The sequence below is a fragment of the uncultured Corynebacterium sp. genome, assembly GCF_902782855.1.
Taxonomy (GTDB): Bacteria; Actinomycetota; Actinomycetes; order Mycobacteriales; family Mycobacteriaceae; genus Corynebacterium.
In genome coordinates, this window is the sequence record NZ_CACZOO010000160.1 from 1 (window position 1) to 3,832 (window position 3,832).

The following is a 3,832-nucleotide window of genomic DNA, read 5'->3' on the forward strand; positions in this document are numbered from 1 at the left end:
ACCATCGCCGGTGGCCTGGGCGGGCTGGTGCTCGCCACCTGGGATGCCGGGGCCGTCGTTGCCGTGGCCACCGTCATCGTGCTCTGTGCTGCGGGGCTGTTCGGACTGTCAGCGAAACGCGTGTAGGACGCCGACCCTCCTATCCCGCCACACCCACCTTCGGCTTGGCCCAGGAACGCCCGGAGGTGTCCTTGAGGATGTCGTACTCCACGTCGATGTGCGGCTCGATGGCACTGTACTTGTCGATCGGCGCACCGATGACCAGCTGGAACCCCAGCCCACGCCACGCGCCGATCGCCCGGGCGGTGAAGTGCGCGTCCGCCTTGATCAGTGCCTCGTCGAGGAACACCGGCGCGTACCGGGGACGCTCCGCATCGGCGTCGCCGAGCTGGTAGCGCAGCGCGGCACCGACGATGAAGGCGATGAGCTCCTGGGACTCACCACCGGATTTCTCACCGATGTGGTCGTACAGCGCCACATGCTCACCCGACGCTGCCGTGATCTTCTCCGCACTGACCCGGACGTGGTTGCGCACGTCCACCAGCGAGGCGTAGTCCGGCGCTCCCCGGCGGATCCGGTCGATCAGCCGTGCCATCCGCGGGTACACCTCGGCACGCTCCTCGTCGGTCGACGCATCCGCGATCAGCGCACGCACCTCCCGCAGCTCCTTCCGGAACCGGCGCCGCACCTCGGACTGGTTCTCCCGCAGCGTGATCTGCAGCCGGTGGTCGTCATCGTAGAACGGCAGGTCGGCCATGATCCGGTTCACCGGTTCGATCCGCTCCCGGATCTCGCGCAGCGCCCGGCCCAGCGTCGAGTCCAGGTTCGTCAGATCATTGCCGGACAGGCGCAGCAGACTCTCCTTCCACTCCCCCTCCAGTTTGTGCAGTCCACTGGTCTCCAACTCCTCGAGGATCCGCTCGAAGTCCTTCAATGAGGTGTCCGGGTCGGCCCGCAGATTCGGGTTCGGCCAGGCGTCCAGGAAGGACTCCATCGTCCGCCGCACCGCGGCCCGCTGGTCCGCCAGCGTCGTCTGCGCCGCCGCCCGATCCTCCTCGAGCACGCGGGACGCCGACTCCAACGACGCGTCCAACCGTGCCAGCCGGGCCGCAGGGTCCCCGGTCTCACCGTCTGAGACGGTGAACCGGGACCGCAGCCAGGCGTCCTGTTCCTCAGTGAGCTCCCGACCGGCCTCCTCTGCCTCAGCCAGCGCCACCTCCGCGGAGTCGATCTCCTCGGCAACGGCGTCCCACCGGTCCATGAGGTGCTGGTGTTCGCCCCTGGCCCGCCCGGTCTTCTCCTGCAGGCCCCGGATCTTCACCTTCAGTCCGGCGATCTGGTTCTGCATCGCCGCGATCTCCGGGCTGCCCCCGGCAATTCCCTCGACGGCGTCCCCCCAGCGGGTGACCTCGTCGGTGACGGTGGCGACGTCGACCGCCTCCCACGTCAGATCCACGATCCGACGGTAGGCCGCCAGACGCGCATCCAGGGCGTCCAGGTCCGCCTCGGCCGTCGAGACCTCATCGGTCGCGGCGTCCACCGCAGCCTGTGCTGCGGCGATCTGCCCGGCGAGTTCATCGACACGCCGGTGGCTGGAGAAGCCCAGCACATTGCGCCGGCCGTGCCCGCCGTGGGCGCCGCGGGACCCCTGGGACATCTGTCCGGTGACCGTCAGCGCGAAGCGGTGGGCGTGAAGCTCGTCGGCGGAGTCCACGCACACGAAGCCGAACCGCTGATCGAGTCGGTCCTGCAACCAGCCGGTGAAGGGGGTGTCGCGGTAGTCGAGACGTCCGGGCAGCTGGCGGGGATCACAGGCGATCCGCGCGAGGCCGGTCTGCACCCCCTCGAACCGGACGCGGACGCGCGTACGCACCTGGTTGATCGCCGCACGGAACCGCGGCAGGTGCGCCTCGTCGATGAGCAGTGTGGTGGCGAACCCGCCGAGGGCCAGGTTGAAGGCCTCCCGCCACGGCTCGAACTCGGTGCGGACCTCGACCAGCTCGCCGACGAAGGGCAGGTCCTCGACCGACAGGCCCGCCGCCTCCGCAAGAGCTGCGCGGGCGGTGTGCAGCTCACCGGGGATGTTGTCCGTGCGCTGCGCGGTGGACGCCTGCTCGGCCTGCAGTTCCGTCAGCCGCTTCCGTGCGACGGACGCCGCAGTCCGGGCTTCAGCATAGTTCTCCCGGGCGGTCGCCTTGAGCTGCGGATCGGACAGCGCACGACGGGCCTGTGCGACCAGTTCGGTGAACGCCGCCTCGTCGGTGACCCCCGCTCCGAGTACCAGCAGGTCCTCCTCGACCTTCTCCCGGGTGCGGGTGACCTGCTCACACCGGCGGCGCGCGGCACCGAGTTCGCGCTCGGCTGTCTCCAGCCGGTCGCCGCCGGAGTTCCGCAGCACCTGGATGAGACTGTCCCGTTCGGCCTCCGCGGCTTCGGCTGCCGCGGTGTGGGTGGCTACCAGTGACTCGGCGTCCACCGCCTGAGTACGCAGCTCCTCCTCCGCCGCCCGCAGCAGGTCGAGGCGCCGGGTGGTCCGCCACACCGCGGCCGGTGAGGACTCGTCCCGGAACAGTCCGATCTCGTTGATCAGCCGGAGCCGCTCGGCGGCGTCGCTGATCCTGGTGCGTGCCTCGCGCAGCGGGACCAGTGCCCTGACCTGTCGTTGGGCGGTGACCATGCGGGTCCGGGTGCCGTCGAGTTCATCGAAGTGCTCGACCACGGCGTCGGCGGTGGCGAAAGTCTCCGGTTCCTCGAGCACCATGCGCTTGTAGAGTTCGTCGACGGTGGTGATCTGCTGGCCTGCCTGGATGCGGGCGAGCAGGTTCATCGCCTTCGTGCCCGCGCCTGCGGCGCCGATGCCGAGCGCCGAGTGGATCCGGGCGAGGAACTCGCGGTCCGTCGCCATCGTCTCCAGCCCGGTCACGCGCACGGCGGCGTCCGACAGTCGGCGGGACGCGGCGTCCTCCAGGTCGGTGAGGTCGAACGCGCCGTCGATGACGCCGCGGACCTTCACCGCGTCGTCGAGGACGCGGGCGGTGGCCGGAATGTACCAGGCGCGCACCGCGGTGAACCGCTTCTCCTCGGTGCCGCTGGCGTCGACCCAGGTCATGGCGACGGCGGTCCAGGTGTCCGTCCCGTCGCCGCGCAGCACGCGGACCCGGGTGCCGTGCTCGGTGCGGGTCTCGTCGATCTTGCCGCGGCCGTAGGACAGGATGTTGCGCTGGTCCTCGCCGCGGGCCCGGCCGGTGACCGCCCCGTTGGACGCGCCGTTGAACGGGGTGGTGTGCGGCATCATCAGGGCGATGTAGGCATCCATCAGCGTGGACTTGCCGGAACCCGACCCCCCGCACAACAGGGTCGCCGACGGTGAGAATCGGACGCGGTGCGCCCCGTCGTAGCCGCCCCAGTTCACCAGTTGCAGGTCGCCGGCGAGCCACTGCTGACCGCGGGACTCCGACGGGATGAGGCCGAAGAGGGTGTCGAGCATGGTCATTTCGTCTCTCCTGCCTGTGCCGAATGTGCGCCGAGCCAGTCGGCGAGTTCCCGCAGCTTCTGCGCGCTGAGCACGATCTCTATGAGCGGGCTGATGAGGTAGCGCCCCTCGGTCTCCTCCTCGACGATGCCCTCGTGCCGCAGGCGTTCCAGGGCCCGGCGCACCGACTTCTGGCGGCGGGCGAGGTCCCCGTCGTTGTCACTGAAGTAGGTCAGCACGGTCTGCTCGACCTCCTCGACATCGACGCGGGCGGCCTGCTCCCCGGCGGTGGATTCACGCTGCCACATGCTGCGCAGGTACACGAGCACGAGTGTCTCGGCGCGGGTGTAGGCCTCGTCG

General features: G+C 69.9%; 2 protein-coding genes. Both read right to left on the reverse strand.

Annotated elements, in window-relative coordinates; translation table 11 throughout:
* Positions 1–139: 139 nt before the first annotated feature.
* Positions 140–3,493, reverse strand: coding sequence for an ATP-binding protein (locus QZV72_RS07390; RefSeq protein WP_297006760.1), 3,354 nt, complete (start codon positions 3,491–3,493; stop codon positions 140–142).
* Positions 3,490–3,832, reverse strand: a 343-nt coding sequence (locus QZV72_RS07395) for a DUF4194 domain-containing protein (RefSeq protein WP_297006763.1), incomplete at its 5' end; no start/stop codon positions are given. The genes QZV72_RS07390 and QZV72_RS07395, both read right to left, overlap by 4 nt.